At 62.9% G+C, this 19736-nt stretch carries 16 protein-coding genes; 12 read left to right on the top strand and 4 right to left on the bottom strand.

Translation table 11 applies throughout. The features are described from left to right. Window positions 1–136: 136 nt before the first annotated feature. Together AC1D1J_RS09220 and AC1D1J_RS09215 are read right to left on the bottom strand one after the other, a co-directional pair. Window positions 137–1018 carry a segregation and condensation protein A gene (locus AC1D1J_RS09220; protein WP_477686010.1) on the bottom strand — a complete coding sequence of 294 codons (882 nt, stop codon included), beginning with the start codon at window positions 1016–1018 and terminating at the stop codon, window positions 137–139. Window positions 1019–1113: 95 nt separating this feature from the next. Continuing rightward, a complete protein-coding gene (locus AC1D1J_RS09215; RefSeq protein ID WP_457279614.1) occupies window positions 1114–1341 on the bottom strand; it encodes a DUF3460 family protein in 228 nt (75 codons plus the stop codon). A gap of 141 nt (window positions 1342–1482) precedes the next feature. On the opposite strand from AC1D1J_RS09215, the gene bamE reads away from it, so the two are divergent. After that, complete coding sequence (gene bamE / locus AC1D1J_RS09210) at window positions 1483–2004, top strand: outer membrane protein assembly factor BamE domain-containing protein (RefSeq protein WP_477694529.1); 522 nt, start codon at window positions 1483–1485, stop codon at window positions 2002–2004. A gap of 67 nt (window positions 2005–2071) precedes the next feature. On the opposite strand, the gene AC1D1J_RS09205 is transcribed toward bamE, so the two are convergent. Next, on the bottom strand, window positions 2072–3742 hold the full coding sequence (locus AC1D1J_RS09205) for a SulP family inorganic anion transporter (protein WP_477694787.1): 1671 nt from the start codon (window positions 3740–3742) through the stop codon (window positions 2072–2074). A gap of 289 nt (window positions 3743–4031) precedes the next feature. Here AC1D1J_RS09205 and AC1D1J_RS09200 point away from each other — a divergent pair, with 289 nt between their 5' ends. Next, a complete protein-coding gene (locus AC1D1J_RS09200; RefSeq protein WP_477694528.1) occupies window positions 4032–5798 on the top strand; it encodes a sensor domain-containing diguanylate cyclase in 1767 nt (588 codons plus the stop codon). 24 nt (window positions 5799–5822) lie between these two features. On the opposite strand, the gene metG is transcribed toward AC1D1J_RS09200, so the two are convergent. Then, entirely contained in the window at window positions 5823–7916 is a 2094-nt protein-coding gene (gene metG, locus AC1D1J_RS09195) for a methionine--tRNA ligase (RefSeq protein ID WP_477694527.1), read from the bottom strand. A 197-nt stretch (window positions 7917–8113) separates the two neighbouring features. Between metG and apbC the strand changes: the two genes are divergently transcribed. The 10 genes from apbC to AC1D1J_RS09145 all read left to right on the top strand — a co-directional run bounded on the left by apbC (window position 8114) and on the right by AC1D1J_RS09145 (window position 19731). Beyond that, on the top strand, window positions 8114–9205 hold the full coding sequence (apbC, locus tag AC1D1J_RS09190; RefSeq protein WP_477694526.1) for an iron-sulfur cluster carrier protein ApbC: 1092 nt from the start codon (window positions 8114–8116) through the stop codon (window positions 9203–9205). A 33-nt stretch (window positions 9206–9238) separates the two neighbouring features. Beyond that, window positions 9239–10198 (top strand): LysR substrate-binding domain-containing protein, encoded by a 960-nt coding sequence (locus tag AC1D1J_RS09185; protein WP_477686005.1) that lies wholly within the window; start codon window positions 9239–9241, stop codon window positions 10196–10198. A 113-nt stretch (window positions 10199–10311) separates the two neighbouring features. Beyond that, window positions 10312–10782, top strand: a complete 471-nt coding sequence (locus tag AC1D1J_RS09180; RefSeq protein WP_477694525.1) for a formate dehydrogenase subunit gamma — start codon at window positions 10312–10314, stop codon at window positions 10780–10782. Further along, a complete protein-coding gene (locus AC1D1J_RS09175; protein ID WP_477694524.1) occupies window positions 10779–12341 on the top strand; it encodes a formate dehydrogenase beta subunit in 1563 nt (520 codons plus the stop codon). Before AC1D1J_RS09180 ends, AC1D1J_RS09175 begins: the two co-directional genes overlap by 4 nt. Window positions 12342–12387: 46 nt before the next feature. Further along, window positions 12388–15288: a formate dehydrogenase subunit alpha gene (gene fdhF / locus AC1D1J_RS09170; RefSeq protein ID WP_477694523.1), complete on the top strand. Its 2901-nt coding sequence runs from the start codon at window positions 12388–12390 to the stop codon at window positions 15286–15288. Then, on the top strand, window positions 15275–16090 hold the full coding sequence (gene fdhD, locus AC1D1J_RS09165) for a formate dehydrogenase accessory sulfurtransferase FdhD (RefSeq protein WP_477686001.1): 816 nt from the start codon (window positions 15275–15277) through the stop codon (window positions 16088–16090). Before fdhF ends, fdhD begins: the two co-directional genes overlap by 14 nt. Then, window positions 16087–16311, top strand: a complete 225-nt coding sequence (locus AC1D1J_RS09160) for a formate dehydrogenase subunit delta (RefSeq protein ID WP_477648462.1) — start codon at window positions 16087–16089, stop codon at window positions 16309–16311. Before fdhD ends, AC1D1J_RS09160 begins: the two co-directional genes overlap by 4 nt. A 136-nt stretch (window positions 16312–16447) precedes the next feature. After that, window positions 16448–16960 (top strand): DUF3305 domain-containing protein, encoded by a 513-nt coding sequence (locus AC1D1J_RS09155; protein ID WP_477694786.1) that lies wholly within the window; start codon window positions 16448–16450, stop codon window positions 16958–16960. Then, window positions 16953–17666, top strand: a complete 714-nt coding sequence (locus AC1D1J_RS09150) for a DUF3306 domain-containing protein (protein ID WP_477694522.1) — start codon at window positions 16953–16955, stop codon at window positions 17664–17666. The genes AC1D1J_RS09155 and AC1D1J_RS09150 overlap by 8 nt, the downstream gene beginning before the upstream one ends. Beyond that, the gene (locus AC1D1J_RS09145) at window positions 17596–19731 is read left to right on the top strand and encodes a 4Fe-4S dicluster domain-containing protein (RefSeq protein ID WP_477694521.1); all 2136 of its coding nucleotides are present in this window, start codon (window positions 17596–17598) and stop codon (window positions 19729–19731) included. The genes AC1D1J_RS09150 and AC1D1J_RS09145 overlap by 71 nt, the downstream gene beginning before the upstream one ends. The last annotated feature ends 5 nt before the right edge of the window (window positions 19732–19736 follow it).

The following is a 19736-nucleotide window of genomic DNA, read 5'->3' as shown; positions in this document are numbered from 1 at the left end:
AAACCAGGTTTGTTCACGATGCGCAGAATGCTCTTATGCAAGCAGGGGCCGCGGGACTGGCTTCGCCAGACCGCAGGCGCAGCGGCCCCCTCGGGGGGCAGCGCATTACACGAAGTGAAAAGCGTGGGGGCAATATTTAGGCGGGCGTGTATGCCAGCCGCACATAGATAGGCGCAAAAGCCTCCGCCTGCGTCACTTCCAGCAGGCCTTCTTTAGAGAGCTCGAGCAGCGCGATGAAAGTCACCACCAGCACCGGCATGCCGCGCGTGGCGTCGAATAAATCTTCGAACTCGAGGAACTTGCGGCCCTGCAGCTTGCGCAGCACGATGCTCATGTGCTCGCGCACCGAGAGCTCTTCGCGGCTGATGACGTGGTGCTGGATCAGGCGCGCGCGCTTGACAATGTCGCGCCAGGCGTCCTGCAGGTCCACGATGTGCACATCCGGAAAGCGCGGCTGCAGCGATTGCTCGACATACACCTGCGCACGCAGGAAGTCGCGGCCGAATTGCGGCACTTCGTTGAGCTTGTGGGCGGCCAGCTTGATCTGCTCGTACTCGAGCAGGCGACGCACCAGCTCGGCGCGCGGGTCTTCGGGCTCCTGGCCCTCGGCGACCTTTTTGGGCGGCAGCAGCATGCGCGACTTGATCTCGATCAGCATGGCCGCCATCAGCAGGTATTCGGCCGCCAGTTCCAGGTTGGTGGAGCGGATCTCATCGACATAGGTGAGGTACTGGCGCGTCACAGCCGCCATCGGGATGTCGAGGATGTTGAAGTTCTGCTTGCGGATCAGGTACAGCAGCAAGTCCAGCGGTCCCTCAAACGCCTCCAGGAAGACCTGCAGCGCATCCGGCGGGATGTACAGGTCGTGCGGCATGGCAAACAGCGGCTCGCCATAGAGGCGCGCCAGCGCCACCTGGTCGATCACGGCGGGCATGTCCGGGCTCAGGGCTGCGGACAGCTCCTGCCCGGCGGCCGGCGGCAGCTCCTGGGGGGACGGTGAAAAAGGGATTTGGGACATGAAAGAGGCCGAAGCGGTGAATGCGCCAAAGATTTGCTATGAAAAATATAGCTGCTTGCGCTCGTCCTGCAAGGGCTTAAGGCCTGTTTGTCTTCTTATTTTCCGTTCGGGTGGCTGCTGGTGCCGTAGACGTAAGGCTGCTGGGGCACCTTGGCCTCGCCGTATTCCGCCTGCTCGGTGCGGTTCAGGTTCTTGTCCCACAGCAGCGCGCGCCCGGCGCGTTGCTCGGCTTCCAGGGTGGGCTTGTTGGCCTTCAGCTGGTCGATGAACTGCGTGGTATCAGAGGTGTAGTCGGAGCGGCGGAAGAAGTTGAGGAGGGACATGGGTCTAAACTGCCTGAATCGTATAGTTGGCTGATTTTACCGGGGTCTGCCTTGCGCTCCTTGTTACCACCTTTCCCACCCTCCTTTGCACCGGCCCGAACGGGCTTTTCGGCACTTTTTTCCGTCAGGACGTTCATCTGTATGGGTCTGCTCTCATTTGTTCTGGGTCTGGTGGCGTGCGACGCGCAGCGCATTGCCGAACTGGAAGAAGGCGTGGCCACGGAAGCCGATGTACGCGCCCGCTTTGGCGAGCCCGAGAAGGTGTGGGAAGCGGCCGACATGGCCGAAACGCCGCAGCCCGGCTCTGCGGCGGCGCCGGGCGCCCGCACCTTCGAATACAACCGCCAGCCGGAGGGCAAGGTCAACTACATGATCACGATAGGCGCGGACGGCAAGATGAGCGCGCTGCGGCAGGTGCTGACGCCGCAAAATTTTGCCAAGGTGCAGCCCGGCATGCGCATGGAGCAGGTGCGCAAAATGCTGGGCAAGCCGATGAAGGTCACCGCGTACGCGCTGAAGCAGGAAACCCATTACGACTGGCGTTATATGGAGCCCCCGTCGGCGGCACGCATCTTTACCGTGGTGTTTGACCGGGACCTGAAAGTGGTCAGCACGGGCTCGGTGGACGATGAAAGCGCGAGCTCCTCAGGCGGCAATCGCTGACGTGCCGGGTTTTATATAAAAAAAGTGGCTGCAGCCCAATAGGTACGGGCGCAAGCAGCTCCTGTTTTTATAGCGTTTCAATTTTCTCCAGGAAGCCCGAGCGCTGCATCACGGCCCGCGGCTGGGCATTGAGCCCTGCCATGACCAGCCGGCCGCCGCGCAGCACAATGGCCTTGTGCAGCTGCTCCAGCACATCGAGCCCGGAGGTGTCCAGCGACTGCAGCGATTGCACGTCCAGCCGCACCACCAGGCCTTTGGGCGAGCTTTCCACCACGTTCAGGATGGGGTCGAGCTTGGCGACCGCGCCAAAAAACAGCGAGCCGTACAGCTGGAAGCTGGCGCCATCGGCGCTGCGCGAGACCTCCACCACCTGAAACAGGGTGCTCATGCGCCGTACAAACAGCACACAGGCCAGGATCAAGCCGACCTGCAGGGCTACCGTCAGGTCAAAGACCACGGTCAGCAAAAACGTTCCCAGCATGATGAGCCGGTAATGGCTGCTGGCCTGGCGCAGATGGGCGAATTCGCGCCACTCGCCCATGTTCCAGGCCACATACAGCAGGATGCCGGCCAGCACCGCCAGCGGCACATGCACGGCCAGCGGGGCGGCTACCAGCACCACGACCGCCAGCGTGAGGGCATGCACCACGCCGGAGACGGGGGATGTGGCGCCCGAGCGCACGTTGGTCACCGTGCGGGCGATGGTGCCGGTGGCGGGCATGCCGCCAAAAAAAGGCACCACAAAGTTGGCCACGCCCTGGGCCATCAGCTCCTGGTTGGGGTCGTGGCGCGGCAGGCCGGAAATCTGGTCGGACACGCGCGCGCAGAGCAGCGACTCCACCGCACCCAGCAGCGCAATGGTGATGGTGGGGGCCACCAGCAGCCGTACTGTTTCCCAGGAGAAATCGGGCAGGGCAAACACCGGCAGCGCCCGCGGGATACCGCCAAACCGGGTACCGATGGTTTCCACGGGCAGGCTCAGCAGATAAGCAAAGGCGGTGAGTGTTACGAGCGCCACAATCGGCCCCGGCATGCGCGACGCCATGCGCGTGGCCCGCTTGAGCTGCACGCCTTCGACCGCCTGCATCAGCCTGATCAGGCGCGTGGTGAAACCGCCGGCGCTTCGCGTGTGTGCGGCAAACAGCTTGGGCCACACAAAGAGGCCAAGCAGGCAGGCCAGCCCCAGCCCCAGCGCGTAAGGGTTGAAGCTGTCCAGGTGTTCGCCGATCACACGCAGCTGCGAGAAAAAATCGGCCGGCATCTTGGGCACCACCAAGCCCAGCAGGTCCCTGACCTGCGACAGCACGATCAGCACTGCGATGCCGTTGGTAAAACCCACCACGATGCTCACCGGCACGTAACGCACCAGCGTGCCCATTTTGAAAAAGCCCAGCAGAAAGAGCAGCACACCGGCGCAAGCGGTGGAGATCAGCAGGTTGGCCAGGCCGTAGCGTTCAAGAATGCCGTAGACAATGACGATAAAGGCGCCGGCCGGGCCGCCTATCTGCACCGCCGAGCCGCCCAGCGCAGAGATCAATGCGCCTGCGATGATCGCCGTCCAGATGCCTGCCTCGGGCTTGAGGCCGGAAGCGATGGCAAAAGCCATGGCCAGGGGCAAAGCCACAATACCCACCGTGACGCCGGCCCCGGCATCCTTGAAAAACCGTTCGCGGGTGTAGCCGGCAAGCGCTGAAAACAGGCGAGGGCGAAATGGGGCGAGATAGGCCGGTAAATGCATCATGCGGCTGGCGTGTGGTGCGGGATTTGCGTGGCTGGTGGTGCGGATGATGGCCCGGACGACAGCGCAGATAACCGCGCAGGCGAGAATGCGGAGATTGCGCGTCCCGTATGACTTTTTTCCATTGTTCGAAGCCTCAACATTCGGTACATTAGAAGGTTTTGTTAGGTAGAAATAGTTACTTTTCGTGTGATTTCAGGGCCGAATCATCAGTGTCGTCCCGTTTTGATCATCTGCGTATGGTTTTTTGGGGAAGTGATTGTTTGGCCTTTTAAGTTTTTTGTCTGCAATGCCGCCGCGCCTTTCTGCCTGCCTGGCGGCCTTGCTGTTGGCCCACGCTGCGGCTGTTGCACAGGAAACGGCCGTCCCGCCTTCCCCCGTCGCGGCTGTTGTTGCACAAAGCGTGCCGTCCGCGGGCTACGACGTGGTTGGCCAGGGGCTGGTACTGGTCGACAGTACCGGTTCGCTGACGTTTGAGCAGGTTCACAGCCGTTTTGAAGCCGGTGAAGGCGAGCCGGCCAGGCCGGAACAGATCATGCCGACCGGCGACGGGCGTGCCTTGTGGTATCGGTTGACGCTGCCTGAGGTGAGCCAGCCCACCCGGGTCATGCTCACGACACCGCACCCCAACATGGACAGTGTCTCGCTGTACCGCCCCTCGCAAGACCCCCTCGCTGCGGAGCAATGGCAAATCAGGCGCTCAGGTGATTCCATCCCCGTAGCCGAGTGGCCGGTGCGCCACCTGACACCGGCGTTCGAGATGCTCCTGCGCCCCGGTGAGACGCGGCCCACTTACCTTCGGGTCACCCACAACTATCCGATCAGCATGCACTGGGTCCTGTCCGATCCGGGCAGTTTTCACGAGCAGTCCAAGCAATGGCACCTCCTGCTGGGGGTTTACATCGGCCTGGTGCTGCTGATGGCGCTGATGAGCGCTTTCCACGCGGTCTCGTGGCGTGATTCCATCCACCTGTTGTATGCCGGTTATGTGCTGGTCGTGGCGCTTGGCCAGTTGTCGCTGACTGGCCTGGCGGGAGAATTTTTCTGGCCCCGCAATGCCTGGTGGAACGACTGCGCGCCCGTGGGGCTGTCGCTGGCCACTGCCGCATTGCTGCATCTTGTGCTGCGCCAGATGGTGGTTGACCGCGATGTGCCCTGGCTTTCCCGCGGGCTGCTGGCCATGACCGTTCTGGGCTTTGCGATCGTGCTGGCCTTCCTGGCTCTGGGGAACAAGTCGTCTTTCAACCTGGCCACGCCTTACTACATCGGAAGCATCGCCGTTTACCTTTTTGTTTCCGCCTGGTACACCTGGCGCCGGCCGGCCGTGGGTATCTGGGTCATGGCCGCGATGGTGTGCCTTACGGTTGGCTCGATCTTCCCCATCCTGCGCACGCAGGGCATGATGTCTCTGGGCACGGCCACGCAATTCGGCGCGCAAATCGGTGCCGCCCTGGAAATCCTTTTCCTGATGATGGCCCTGTACCTGCGCAGCCGCGAAAAGCGCGACAACCAGGTGCGCGTGGGTGCGCTGACGCGTGTGGACCCGTTGACCGGCCTGGGCAATCACCGTGTGCTGCTTCAGCGGCTCGATGCCCTGCTGATTCGCCAGCAGCGCGACCCCGGCGCGGGCGCGGTGGTTCGCATCCGGCTGGGCAATTCCATTGATATCCGGCAGGACTACGGCATGGAAGCGGCGCAAAGCGCGGTAGTCCAGGCCGGCGCCTGCGTGACCAGCGTTGCGCAGGAAGGCGATACGGTTGCCCGCCACCGCGATGGAGACTTTGTGCTGATCCTGCAGGGGCACCTGACACGCGGGGCGCTCACCGACATCGGCCAGCGGTTGATTGCCCGCGGACTGGCCGACAGCCCCAGCCTGCCGCCCAACACCGTGCTGCAGTTCAAGGTCGCGGTGGCCGAAGCGCCCTTCAGGGAAGGCGATGCAACGCAATTGCTGCACTCGCTGGGCCTCGTGCTTGGCGAGCTTTCCAGCCGTTCGGGGACCGGCCTGCGCTTTGCGGCCGGGGCGGCGGATGCCAGGAATTCGGCACCGGCCTGACGCAGGCGGCGTTGCGCAGCAAACTCAGTGAATGCGCATGCCCGGTGTAGCGCCCGGCAAGGGTTCCAGCACATAGATGCCGGGTTGGGCTTTTTCGTCCGCGTGGCTGGCGGCCAGCACCATGCCTTCGCTGATGCCGAACTTCATTTTTCGCGGCGCCAGGTTGGCGACCAGCACCGTGAGTTTTCCGACCAGGTCTTCGGGCTTGTAGGCTGAAGCGATACCGCTGAACACGTTGCGCATGCGGCCTTCGCCGGCATCCAGCGTCAGGCGCAACAGCTTGGTCGAGCCTTCTACGGGTTCGCAGTTGACGATCTTTGCGATGCGCAAATCGACCTTGGCGAAATCGTCAATGGTGATGACAGGCGCGATGGCCTCGCCGCCGGGCACAGTGGCTTCTGCTATCAAATCAGTAGCTGCTTGCGCCGGTTCTGCCTGGGCTGGGGGCTCAAACAGTGCTTCAAGTTGTTTGATGTCAACGCGCTGCATGAGGTGCTTGTAGTCGCCAATCACATGGCCGCTACCCAAGCTGGAGACAGCGTCCGAAAACGTCAGCGGTTTGACTTTCAGGAATTCTTCCACCTGCGCCGCCAGTGCAGGCAGCACCGGCTTCAGGTAAATGGTGAGCAGGCGGAAGGCCTCGATGCACACCGTGCAGACATCCTGCAGGCGCGAATCCATGCCTTGCTGCTTCGCCAGCTCCCAGGGCTTGTTCTGGTCGACGTAGGCGTTCACGCGGTCCGTCAGCAGCATGGCTTCGCGCAGTGCTTTGGCAAACTCGCGGGCTTCATACAGCGGCTCAATCGTTTCCTTCGCGGCGCGCAGCGCGTCCAGCAGCGCCATGCCGTCGGCCGACACTTCGCCCAGCTTGCCGGCAAAGCGCTTGGCGACAAAGCCCGCGGCGCGGCTGGCGATGTTGATGTATTTGCCCACCAAATCGCTGTTGACCCGCGCCATGAAATCATCGGCATTGAAGTCGATATCTTCATTCTTCGCATTGAGCTTGGCGGCCAGGTAGTAGCGCAGCCATTCGGGATTCATGCCCAGGCTCAGGTACTTGAGCGGGTCCAGTCCGGTGCCGCGGCTTTTGCTCATCTTCTCGCCGTTGTTCACGGTGAGGAAGCCGTGCACAAACACGTTGTCCGGTGTCTTGCGGCCGCTGAAGTGCAGCATGGCCGGCCAGAACAGCGTGTGGAAGGTGACGATGTCTTTGCCGATGAAGTGGTACTGCTCCAGGCCCGGTGTGGCCATGTAGGCATCGTAGTTTTCGCCGCGCTTTTCCAGCAGGTTTTTCAGCGAGGCGAGGTAGCCGACCGGCGCGTCCAGCCACACGTAAAAGTACTTGCCCGGCGCGTCCGGGATCTGAATTCCGAAGTAAGGCGCGTCCCGGCTGATGTCCCAGTCGCCCAGGCCTTCGCTTTGGGTGCCGTCGGGGTTGGTACGCACGCTGAACCACTCTTTGACCTTGTTGGCGACTTCGGGCTGCAACTTTCCGTCTTGCGTCCACTTTTCCAGAAAGTCCACACAGCGCTGGTCGGACAACTTGAAGAAAAAATGCTCCGAATTCTTGAGCACGGGCGTTGCGCCCGACAAGGCTGAATACGGGTTGATCAAGTCCGTGGGTGCGTACACCGCGCCGCAGTTTTCGCAGTTGTCGCCGTACTGGTCTTTGGTGCCGCACTTGGGGCAGGTGCCCTTGATGTAGCGGTCCGGCAGGAACATGTTCTTTTCAGGATCAAAGAACTGTTCAATCGTTTTGGTCTCAATCAGCCCGGCCTTTTTCAGGTCCAGGTAGATCTGCTGCGCCAGCTGGTGGTTTTCCGGCCCGTCGGTCGAATGCCAGTTGTCAAAGCTGATGTGAAAACCGTCCAGGTAGGGCTTGCGGCCCGCGGCGATGTCGGCCACAAACTGTTGCGGCGTTTTGCCGGCTTTTTCGGCGGCAATCATGATGGGTGCGCCGTGGGCGTCGTCGGCGCCCACAAAGTTCACCGCATGGCCCTGCATGCGCTGGAACCGCACCCAGATGTCGGCCTGGATGTATTCCATGATGTGGCCGATATGGAAATTGCCATTGGCATAGGGCAGGGCAGTGGTGACAAACAGGCGGCGCTGGGACATAAGGGTGCTTTTTGGCTAGGGGACAGGTAACCCGCGATTTTAAGTCGCCCAGCCTCGAGCCTGCCCCGGCAAGCCCCCATGACCCCAGGGCTGGCGGCGCGGCGTTAGACTTCACGCCAACCCCTGCCGCCGGTTACCGTCCTCAAAGCGCCCGGCCCGCCAGTCAGATTCACTGAGTTTCAACGGAGTATTTCCCCATGTCCCTGGACCAACAGGCCGTCTTGAACGCCGTGCAAACCGTGCTGGACCCCAATACCGGCAAAGACTTCGTCAGCACCAAGGCCCTGAAAAACCTGCAGCTCAGCGGCAGCGACGTCTCCTTTGATGTCGAGCTGGGTTACCCCGCCAAAAGCCAGATCGCCGGCCTGCGCAAAAGCCTGATCGCCGCCGTCAAGGGCGTGCCGGGGGTCGGCAATGTCTCCGTCAACGTCACCTTCAAGATCGCCAGCCATAGCGTGCAGCGCGGCGTGCAACTGTTGCCCAACGTCAAGAACATCATCGCCGTGGCTTCGGGCAAGGGCGGTGTCGGCAAAAGCACCACCGCCGTCAACCTGGCTCTGGCCCTGGCGGCCGAAGGCGCCACCGTCGGCCTGCTCGACGCCGACATCTACGGCCCCAGCCAGCCCATGATGATGGGCATCGAAGGCCGGCCTGAGAGCGTAGACGGCAAGAACATGGAGCCGATGGAAAACTACGGCATCCAGGTCATGTCCATCGGCTTCCTGGTCGCGCAGGACGAAGCCATGATCTGGCGCGGCCCCATGGCCACCCAGGCGCTGGAGCAGCTGCTGCGCCAGACCAACTGGAAAGACCTGGACTACCTCATCGTCGACATGCCGCCCGGTACCGGCGACATCCAGCTCACGCTGTCGCAGCGCGTGCCCATGACGGGCGCCGTCATCGTCACCACGCCGCAAGACATCGCGCTGCTGGATGCCAAAAAAGGCATCAAGATGTTTGAGAAAGTCGGCGTGCCCATTCTGGGCATTGTCGAAAACATGGCGGTGCACATCTGCAGCAACTGCGGCCATGCCGAGCACATCTTTGGCGAAGGCGGCGGCAAGAAGATGGCGGCCGACTACAAGATGGACTACCTGGGCGCCTTGCCGCTGGACATCCAGATCCGTCTGCAGGCCGACAACGGCCGTCCCACCGTGGTGGCCGATCCCGACGGCGAAGTCGCCGGCATCTACAAGGCCGTGGCGCGCAAGATGGCCGTCACCGTGGCCGCGAAAGCCAAAGATTTCTCTGCCAAGTTTCCGACCATCACGATCTCCAAAAATACCTGAAGACACCTGAAAACCACCTGAGGTTGTCACGCCATGAACCTGCTGGCCTCCCTGCGTTACCTGGCCGCGCTTGACGAGCACAAGCACTTCGGCCGCGCGGCGCAGGCCTGCAACATCACGCAGCCCGCCTTGTCCAATGCCCTGCGCGCGTTGGAAGACGAGTTCGGCGCCGCTATCGTGGTTCGCGGGCGTGCATTCGTCGGGTTTACGGAAGAGGGCGAACGCGTGCTCGCCAGCGCCAGGCGCATGCTGCATGAGCGCGAGATCCTCAAGCAGCAACTCGACAGCTCGGTGGACAGCCCGCGTGGCCATTTGACGATTGGCGTGGTTCCCACGGCGGTTTCCATTGCCGCACGCTTTGCCGCCATGCTGCACGCCCGGCACCCAGGTATTACGCCCGTGGTGCTGTCGCTGAATTCGCATGACATCGAAACCCGGCTCGAAAACCTGTCGCTGGACATGGCGCTGGGCTACACCGAGCGCCTGAGCGCGCGCAACACACGGCTGACCACCTTGCCGCAATACACCGAGCGTTATTTCCTGGTGCGCCGCGCTGCCAAACCCAGCCCCGATGTGTTGCGTTTTGGCCCACCCATGACCTGGGCCGATGCCGCGAAGTTGCCGCTGTGCCTGCTGACCCCCGACATGCACAGCCGCACCCGGGTGGACGCCGCTTTTGCCGCCGCCGGCGTCACGGTCAAGCCTGTGATGGAAACCAACTCCATGCTGACGCTCGCCCTGACCGTCGTCGTTGGCGAGGTTTGCAGCGTGCTGGCAGGCGCGCTGGTGTGCGCCGTTCAGGGTTACCGCGAACTCGAAGCCCTGCCCCTGACGCCGGATGTGGAGACGCCTGTCGGCTTCATGATGCAGGCCAGCGACCGGCCCTCGCGCACGCTGGAGGCGGCCATGGCGCTGGCTGCCGAGCCCGCCTGGCTGCGCCACGCGGCTGACTACAGCGCGCACCCAGAGAGCATGGGAAACAAGCCAACCTAGGCAAGCGTTTGCATACATTCAATCCGTGAATAGGGCAGTGTCCCGATTCAATTGGACGTGACCCCATCGCTTGCACATACTTTGTGCATAGACAGAGATAGGGGTCCCACACGATGAATGAAGTTGCAAGCCAGGCCGTCGAACGCGTCATTGCGTCGACCAGGCACATGCCCGGCGCCTTGATGCCGATACTGCACGGCATTCAGGACGCGCTCGGCTACATCCCGCCTGACGCTGTTCCACCCATCGCCGAAGCCCTGAACCTGTCCAGGGCTGAGGTTCATGGCGTGGTGACGTACTACCACTACTTCCGCTCCGAACCGCCCGGCCGCCATGTGGTGCAAATCTGCCGCGCCGAGAGCTGCAAAGCCATGGGCTCAGACGCCCTCTGGTCACATGCCTGCTCCCACCTGGACAGCGACGGCCACGGCCCCACCAAAGACGGCGCTTTCACGGTCGAGCCGGTGTACTGCCTGGGACTGTGCGCACAGTCCCCCGCGATGACGCTGGACGACAAGGTCCATGCCCGCGTCGGGATCGAAAAATTCGACCGCCTGGTGGCGCAAGCCGGGAGCGCTGCATGAGCATCAAGATTTACGTGCCCCGCGACTCCGCTGCGCTGGCGGCGGGCGCTGACGAGGTCGCAGCAGCCATCACCGCCGAGGCTTCAAAGCGTGGTATCGGCATTGAGCTGGTGCGCAATGGCTCCCGTGGCCTGTTCTGGCTGGAGCCCATGGTCGAGGTTCAGACCGGTTCAGGCCGTATCGCCTACGGCCCGGTTGAGGTTGAGGACGTGGCCGGCCTTTTTGATGCCGGTTTTCAGGTGGGCGGTGTCCACGTGTTGCAACTGGGCCTCACCGAAGAGATTCCGTATCTGAAAAGGCAGGAGCGCCTGACCTTTGCCCGCATGGGCATAACGGACTCGCTGTCGCTGGCAGACTACGAAGCGCATGAAGGCTATGCCGGCTTGCGCTGTGCGCTGGAGATTCCCGCCACAGAGATCGTGCAGCAGGTGCTCGACGCCGGCCTGCGCGGGCGTGGCGGTGCGGCCTTTCCGGCAGGCATCAAATGGAAAACCGTGGCGGACCTGAAAGCCACGCAAAAGTATGTGGTCTGCAACGCGGACGAGGGCGATTCAGGCACTTACTCCGACCGCATGACGATGGAGGGTGACCCCTTCATGCTGATTGAAGGCATGACGATTGCCGCTGTCGCCTCCGGCGCGACGCAAGGCTATGTTTACATCCGTTCCGAATACCCCCACGCCGTGGAAACCATGCGCGAAGCCATCAAGGTGGCCGAGGCTGGCGGTTTTCTGGGTGACAACATCCTCGGCTCGGGCCACAGCTTTCACCTGCACGTGCGCAAGGCAGCGGGCGCCTATGTCTGCGGCGAAGAAACCGCCATGCTGGAAAGCATCGAAGGCAAACGCGGCATCGTCCGCGCCAAGCCGCCCATCCCCGCCATCCAGGGCCTGTTTGGCAAGCCGAGCGTGATCAACAACGTGATCACCTTTGCTTCCGTGCCCATCATCCTGTCGCGGGGCGCAACCTTCTACAAGGACTACGGCGTGGGCCGCTCCAGGGGGACCTTGCCCATCCAGCTGGCGGGCAACATCAAGTTTGGCGGGTTGGTGGAAAAAGCCTTCGGCGTGACCTTGCGCGAGCTGATGTACGACTACGGCGGTGGCTCGGCCTCCGGCCGTCCCATCAAGGCCGTGCAGGTCGGCGGTCCGCTGGGCGCCTATGTGCCTGAATCGCAGTGGGACACGCCGCTGGACTACGAAGCCTATGCGGCCGTGGGCGCGGTGGTGGGCCACGGCGGCATCGTGGTGCATGACGACACGGCCGACATGGCCAGCCTGGCGCGCTACGCCATGGAGTTTTGCGCGATTGAGTCCTGCGGCAAATGCACACCCTGCCGCATCGGCTCCACACGCGGTGTGGAAGTGATTGACCGCATCGCCAACGGCCCGGGTGAGCAGCGACCGCAGCAGATCAAGCTGCTGCGCGACCTGTGCGACACCATGGTTCACGGCTCGCTGTGCGCCATGGGCGGCATGACGCCTTTCCCGGTGCTCTCGGCACTGGACCATTACCCGCAGGACTTTGGCATGACTGTGCCGGACCGCAAAGCAGCCTGAATCGACAGAAACGGCAGCACCCCCACAAGACGGACAGGAGACTTTCATGCTCGAACACCTCAAAGAAACCGACTACGGCACCCCCAAACGCGAGTCCGCGCAGGAAGTTACGCTGGAGATCGACGGCGAAAGCGTCACGGTTCCCGCGGGCACCTCGCTCATGCGCGCGGCGGTCGACGCAGGCATCCAGGTGCCCAAGCTGTGCGCCACCGACAGCCTGGAGCCTTTTGGCTCCTGCCGCCTGTGCATGGTCGAAATCGACGGGCGCAAGGGCTTCCCCGCATCCTGCACCACACCGGCTGAAGCCGGCATGAAGGTGCGTACCCAGTCGCCGCGCCTGCAAGAGCTGCGCAAGGGCGTGATGGAGCTCTACATCTCTGATCACCCATTGGACTGCCTGACCTGTTCGGCCAACGGCAACTGTGAGCTGCAGGACATGGCCGGCGTGACCGGGCTGCGCGAAGTACGTTACGGCATGGAGGGCGCCAACCATTTCCGCAACGAGAGCAAGCCGGCAATCGACAATTCCAACCCCTACTTCAGCTACGACGCCTCCAAATGCATTGTGTGCAACCGTTGCGTGCGCGCCTGCGAAGAAACCCAGGGTACGTTTGCACTGACCATCAGCGGCCGCGGCTTTGAGTCGCGCGTGTCGCCGGGCCAAGACCAGCCCTTCATGGAATCCGAATGCGTGAGCTGTGGCGCCTGCGTCGAGGCCTGCCCCACCGCCACGCTGCAGGAGAAAACCGTGATCATGCTGGGCCAGCCCGAGCACAACAAGATCACCACCTGCGCCTATTGCGGCGTGGGCTGCGCTTTCAAGGCCGAGATGAAGGGCAATGAGGTGGTGCGCATGGTGCCGTGGAAAGACGGCAAAGCCAACGAAGGCCATGCCTGCGTCAAGGGCCGCTTTGCCTGGGGATACGCCACCCACAAGGACCGCATCACCAAGCCGATGATCCGCAAGAACATCAGCGACCCATGGCAGGAAGTGAGCTGGGACGAAGCCATCAACTACGCCGCCAGCGAGTTCCACCGCATCCAGGCCAAGCACGGCAAGGATTCGATTGGCGGCATCACCTCGTCGCGTTGCACGAATGAAGAAACCTACCTGGTGCAAAAGCTGGTGCGCGCCGCCTTTGGCAACAACAACGTCGACACCTGCGCCCGCGTCTGCCATTCGCCCACCGGTTACGGACTGAGCCAGACCTACGGTACATCCGCCGGTACGCAGACCTTCAAGTCGGTCGAAAAAGCCGATGTCATCCTCATCATCGGCGCCAACCCGACCGACGGCCACCCGGTGTTTGCCTCGCGCATGAAAAAGCGCCTGCGTGAAGGCGCCCGCCTGATCGTGGTCGACCCGCGCCAGATCGACATCGTGCGCTCCCCGCATGTGGAAGCTGAATTTCACCTGCAGCTGCGCCCCGGCACCAACGTGGCCATGATCTCATCGCTGGCCCACGTGGTGGTGACGGAAGGCCTGCTGGCCGACGACTACATCGCCGAGCGCTGCGACGAAAAATCCTTCCGCGAATGGCGCGAGTTCGTCGCCCGCCCCGACAATTCCCCTGAAGCCATGGAAGCCGTCACCGGCGTGCCGGCCGCAGACGTTCGCGCAGCCGCACGCCTCTACGCCACCGGCGGCAATGCCGCCATTTATTACGGCCTGGGCGTGACGGAGCATGCACAAGGCTCGACCATGGTCATGGGTATTGCCAACCTGGCCATGGCCACCGGCAATGTCGGCCGTGAAGGCGTGGGTGTGAACCCGCTGCGCGGCCAGAACAATGTGCAGGGCGCCTGCGACATGGGTTCCTTCCCGCATGAACTGCCGGGCTACCGCCATGTGTCCGACAGCACGGTGCGCGCCGAATTCGAAACAGCCTGGGGCGTGACGCTGAACGAAGAGCCCGGCCTGCGCATCCCGAACATGTTTGACGCGGCCGTGGCGGGCAGCTTCCTGGGCCTGTACTGCCAGGGCGAAGACATTGTGCAGTCCGACCCGGACACCCAGCACGTGGCCAAGGCGCTTACGTCGATGGAATGCATCGTGGTGCAAGACATCTTCCTGAATGAAACCGCCAAGTACGCACACGTGTTCCTGCCTGGTTCTTCTTTCCTGGAGAAAGACGGCACCTTCACCAATGCCGAGCGGCGTATCTCGCGCGTGCGCAAGGTCATGCCACCCAAGGCAGGGCTGGCCGACTGGGAAGTCACCGTCAAGCTGTCCAATGCGCTGGGCTACCCCATGAGCTATGTGCATCCGCGCGACATCATGGCGGAGATCGCGGCGCTGACGCCGACCTTCCGGGGGGTAACTTTCGCCAAGATCGAAAAGCACGGCAGCGTGCAGTGGCCGTGCAATGAAGACACGGCAGAGCTCGGCACCGAGTTCATGCACAAGGATGGTTTTGTGCGCGGCAAGGGCCGCTTCATCATCACGCAGTACGTGGCCACCGACGAGAAGGTCACGCGCAAATTCCCGCTGTTGCTCACCACCGGCCGCATCCTGTCGCAATACAACGTGGGTGCCCAGACGCGCCGCACCGACAACAACCAGTGGCACAGCGAAGACCGGCTGGAGATCCATCCGCACGACGCGGAAGACCGGGGCATCAAGCCTGACGACTGGGTGGGCATTGAAAGCCGCGCCGGCCAGACCGTGCTGCGCGCGGTGGTCACCGAACGCATGCAGCCGGGCGTGGTCTACACCACCTTCCACTTCCCCGAATCGGGCGCCAACGTCATCACCACCGACAGCTCCGACTGGGCCACCAACTGCCCGGAATACAAGGTCACGGCGGTGCAGGTGATGCCGGTGGCGCAACCGTCCGAATGGCAAAAATCCTACTCGCGCTTCAACAAGCAGCAACTGCAGTTGCTGGATGCAGCGTCACAACCGGCGGGCAGCTCTGCAGCGGAGGCCGCTCATGCAGGTAGTTGAAGGTTGCCGTGAAGCCCCTGTGACGGGGGTGCGGGCGCATCGCGCGTTCGACCGCTCGGACTGGGTGGCTGAAGAGGTGCCTGTGGCGCTGGAGTACAACGGCATCTCGCATGCCGTGATGCTGGCCAGCCCCTCGGACCTGGAGGACTTTGCCTTCGGCTTTTCCGTCACCGAAGGTATCGTGGACGATTACACCCAGATTCACGACATTGAACAGTCCAGCAGCGAGCAGGGGGAGACACTGCACCTGACCATCGCGGCATCGTCCTTTGCACGGCTGAAAGACCGGCGCCGCAGCATGACGGGCCGCACCGGTTGCGGCCTGTGCGGTACGGAAAGCCTGGCGCATGCAGTGCGGCTGCCGCCGCGCCTGCAAGGCGGCGCTGAGTTTGAAGCGAGCGCCATCACCCGCGCCTTGGTCAACCTGCGCGAGCAGCAATTGCTGCTCAGCGCCACCGGCGCCACCCATGCGGCCGCGTGGTGCAATGCGGACGGCGACATCGTGGTGCTGCGTGAAGACGTCGGCAGGCACAACGCGCTGGACAAATTGATAGGCGCGCTGCAGCGCCGCCGTGTGAAAGCCAACGAAGGTTTTATCGTCGTCACCAGCCGCGCCAGCTATGAGATGGTGCACAAAACCGCCATGGCCGGCGTGACACTGCTGGCGGCTGTATCTGGCGTGACCGGCCTGGCGATTGATGTGGCGCAAACCGCCGGCGTGGCGCTTCTGGGCTTTGTGCGCGGGGAAGATCTTTCCGTGTACAGCCACAAAGAGCGCGTCAACCTGGAGTACATCCTGTGAACAACGACAACCTGATCCGCATGGTCAACCAGATCGGCGCATTCTTTGAAACCATGCCTGACCGCACGGAAGCCCTGCAGGAACTGGCCATGCACCTCAAGAAATTCTGGGACCCTCGCATGCGCAAGGCACTGCTGGAGTTGATAGAAGGTAACGGCGGCGACGGGATCAGCGACGTGGTGCGTCGTGCCGCCCTGGAACACCGGTCCTTGCTGGTCTAGAGGTTTATTGGGGACAGGGTTATTGCGAACGGTCCGCTTTTGCCCGCCGTACACTGCGGGCATGTCGGATTTCCTGCTGCAGTCCCCTGAAACAGATGCCACGCTGCACCGGGCGTGCACCGCCGTGGCCGTTGTCATGCGCCGCGAGCGCATCGATAATCGCTGGCAGCCCTGGCGCTGGTCGCTCGATGAAATCGTGCCGCACGAAGACGGTTTTGGCGCCGCGCCGCGCCTGCTGCTCAAAGACGAGCGCGAAGAGCGCTGGTTGCACCCCGGCTTCAAGGTCGAGCTGTTCACCGACGACGGTGAAGGCTACTACCTCAACGTCACCACCGCGCAGCCCTGCTTCTGGGTGGTCTGGCGCATGGAAGAAGAAGCCCTGCTGGCTGATGAACCTATCGCAGTGCCGCAGATCGTCACCCTGAGTTATCACGACGCCGGCCGCTGGCTGGATGCGCAGGAAACGGTAGAGCAGGTGCCCGCGCCGCCGCAGGTCGTGCAGTGGCTGCAGCAGTTTGTGGAGCAGCATTACGTGCCGGAGGTCAAGCGCCGGCAGCGTCCGCAAAGCTTTAAGCCGCTGACGGACCGCTTTGGCAATCCGGCGCGGGTGAGCACCGAAAAGAAAACCGGTGGGGGCCAGCATGGCTGACGAGCCCACAGGTTTTCTGGGGCGGTGGTCCCGCCGCAAGGTTGACATCGCGCAGGGAAAACCGCTGGAAGAGCCGGTGGCGCACGCCCCGCCGCCAGCGGATGCCAAGGCACCCGCCGCACAAAGCCAGGCACAACAGGAACCCGTGGAGCCGCCACCGGAAAAGAAGGCGCTCACACTGGCAGACGCCAAACTGCTGACCAAGGATTCCGACTTCAAGCCTTTCATGGCCGGCGGTGTGACACCTGATGTGCGCAACGCGGCCATGAAGCAGCTCTTTACCGACCCGCATTTCAATGTGATGGACGGCCTGGATATCTATATCGACGACTATTCCAAATCCGACCCCATCCCCGAGTCCATGCTGCGGCAGATGACCAGTGCGAAGTTTCTCAACCTCTTTGATGACGACGAGGACAAAGGGAAAGAAAAAGACAACGACAAGCAGGCTGAAGGCTCAATCACCGGCCCGCAAGACGACCCCGCCTACCTGCCACGGGAAAGCGCCAATAACCCCACGGGCGAAACCGTGGCACAGTCCTATGAAAATCCGGACATAGCCCCGTCGCAAGCGCCAGGCGCTTTATCAACCAGCCAATCCCAGCCCGACCCGGCCGGTGCCAGCCAAGAAGACCATGCCCACACTGATTTGCGACTGCAACCAGACCATGCCGCTCCAGCCCCAGGCGCTGGGCGCGGCACTTAACGAAACCCTGACGCTGCATTCGGCGCTGTGCCGCCGTGAGGTGGGCGCCTTCCAGAAGGCGGCGCAGTCCGGCGACGATGTCGTCGTGGCCTGTACCCAGGAAAAGCGGCTCTTTGCCGAAGTGGGCGAGCAGACCCAGGGCGTCACCTCGGTGGTGAAGTTCGTCAATATCCGCGAGACCGGCGGCTGGAGCAAAGACGCTGCCAGCGCCACGCCAAAAATCGCAGCCCTGCTTGCCGCGGCGCATTTGCCGGATGCCGAACCGGTGTCGACTGTCACCTACAAAAGCGCCGGGCGCCTGCTCATCGTGGGCACGATCGACCAGGCCGAGCAGGTGGCGGCCCTTGTGGCCGACACGCTGGACGTGACCATCTTCGCCCAGGGCGTTTCGTCCCAGGCGCAGACCGGGTTTCCCTCGCAAGAACGCAAATATCCTGTGATCAGCGGTGAGCGGCTCGCGCTCAAAGGCTGGCTGGGTGCGTTTGAGGCGAGCTGGGACAAGACCAACGCTATCGACCTGGACCTTTGCACACGATGCAATGCCTGCGTCGCCGTGTGCCCCGAAGGCGCCATCGACCTGAGCTACCAGGTTGACGCGGCCAAATGCACATCCCACCGTGATTGTGTGGCCGTGTGCAAGGTGGCCGGTGCCATTGACTTCAACCGCTCGCCGCAAACACTCACGGAAGCATTTGACCTGGTGCTCGACCTCGGCGCCAAACCGCTGGTCGCGCTACATGCGCCACCGCAAGGCTACTTCGCCCTGAATGCCTCCGCCGGCCTCGCCTCACCCGGCTTGCTGGCCACCGTGGTCAAGCTGCGCGACATGGTGGGCGAGTTTGAAAAGCCCAAATTTTTTGCCTATAAACAAAAACTCTGCGCCCACAGCCGCAACGAAACCGTGGGTTGCAACGCCTGCATCGACATCTGCTCGGCCGGCGCCGTCAGCAGCGAGAAAAAGCGCCAGCAGATCGTCGTCAATCCCAATCTCTGCGTAGGCTGTGGCGCCTGCACCACCGTCTGCCCGACGGGTGCGCTCACTTATGCCTACCCGCGCGCTAGCGAGCAGGGCGTACGCATCAAGACCCTGTTGTCGGCGTACGCCAAAGCCGGCGGCACACAACCGGTGCTGCTGTTTCACAGCCAGGACAGCGGCCAGCAGGCGGTCGAGGCTCTGGGCCGCGCCGCGCGGCTGCAAAAAACCGTGCGGGGCGTGCCGGCCAATGTGATCCCTCAGGCGCTGTGGCACACGGCCAGCGTGGGCCTGGATTTGTGGCTCAGCGCCATCGCCTTCGGCGCGTCGCAAGTGGCGGTACTGGTAACGCGTGAAGAAGCGCCGGCATACCTTGAAGGCCTGGCTGAGCAGATGCGCGTGGCGCAAACCCTGCTCAATGGCCTGGGCTATGCCGGCGTGCACCTTCATCTGGTGCAGGCCGGGGAGGGCGCTGATGCCATCGCCGGGCTGGACGCCAGCCTGCAGTCACTGGCGCGCGGCCGTCCCACAGTGCCCGCCACTGCGGCGCGCTTTGCCGTGGCGCAAGAAAAGCGCAGCACGCTCGACATGGCGCTGGACCACCTCATGAGCCAGGCGCCCGCCGCCCTGCCCGAAGCGATTGCGCTGCCCGCCAAAGGCTCGCCCTTCGGCAGCCTGACCGTCAACGCAGACACCTGCACGCTGTGCCTGAGCTGCGTGAGCGCCTGCCCCGCCAGCGCACTGCAAGACAACCCGGACCGCCCCCAGCTCAAGTTCATCGAAAAAAACTGCGTGCAGTGCGGCCTGTGCGCCACCACCTGCCCTGAGGACGCCATCACGCTGCAGCCGCGCCTGCTGCTCACGCCGCAGCGCAAAGAGGCGCGCGTGCTCAATGAAAGCCTGCCTTACCAGTGCATACGCTGCAGCAAACCCTTCGGCACGCTCAAGGCCATCGAATCCATGCTGGGCAAGCTCGCGGGGCATGCGATGTTCCAGGGCGCGGCAGCAGATCGCCTCAAGATGTGCGGTGATTGCCGGGTCATCGACATCTACTCCGCCGAAAACGAACTCAAGATCACCGACATCCGGTAAGCCCA

This window comes from Polaromonas sp. P1_F8 (assembly GCF_056405635.1).
Note: the sequence above shows the minus strand (reverse complement) of the source record. Positions and strands in the feature narration are given on the sequence as shown.